Origin of the sequence: Vibrio sp. 1727, from assembly GCF_033344415.1 — a bacterium.
GTDB classification, from domain to species: domain Bacteria; phylum Pseudomonadota; class Gammaproteobacteria; order Enterobacterales; family Vibrionaceae; genus Vibrio; species Vibrio alginolyticus.
This window is the reverse complement of sequence record NZ_JAWPOT010000239.1, coordinates 1-726: the sequence shown is the minus strand read 5'-3', so window position 1 is coordinate 726 and position 726 is coordinate 1. Positions and strand designations below refer to the sequence as shown.

At 47.4% G+C, this 726-nt stretch carries 2 pseudogenes; both read right to left on the bottom strand.

Features of this window, described 5'->3' with window-relative positions:
* Nucleotides 1-496, bottom strand: a pseudogene (locus tag R8O10_RS25005) (TIGR03503 family protein); the annotation flags it as partial.
* A gap of 8 nt (nt 497-504) precedes the next feature.
* Nucleotides 505-726 (bottom strand): annotated as a pseudogene (locus R8O10_RS25000) (DNA polymerase III subunit epsilon); the annotation flags it as partial.

Sequence of the window (726 nt, the reverse complement as noted above, 5' to 3'; positions counted from 1 at the left end):
CGTCTTCATTTTCGACAAACTTAGTAAAGGTGACGCGCAAGTTGACGCGGTCGAGAAAGTCTCGCAGGACAAGCGGCTTATCGTCTGAAGTTAAACGCGCGGTGAACTTGAGCGCTTCTCCGTTATAGAGACGGTTAGGGAATACGTCGGTGCTGAGCTTGAGATGTGAAATTAAGCGGATGTTGTTTTTTGGGGTTACTTTCCCCACAGCTTGCCAAGGACCGGGCATTGGGTTATCGACTGAAATGATGTCGAGTGATGGTTCTTGATACCAACGAACGTTGTCGTAAGAGCCCCACGCGTAATATTTTTTACCATCTGGACGAACTAACACAACAGGTTGAGAACTTTGTTCACGATAAACCAGAAAAGTAATCTGTTCGATGGTCGGGTCGACACGAAAACGGTTATCCAACAAAGACATGGCGGACTCGCTCGCGGCAAATGCGAAACAACTCCAGATCGCTAAAATAGCGACCGACAAAGCCCTCAACATAGCTTCTCCTATTGGTGCCAAATACAGTCGTTTACCAGTTCTAATCTTTTCTGGTGCGCTTCTAATTCATCGGCAGTTGCACGCAAAACCTTTAGTGCTTTTCTTCCTTCAATGCGGCGAATGGTTTCTACCCCGCCTTCTTGTTTGTTGGCGTTAAATTCTAGACTCGTTTGCCCACCAGTCATCAGTAGGTAAACGTCGGCTAGAATCTCCGCATCGAGCAATGCCCC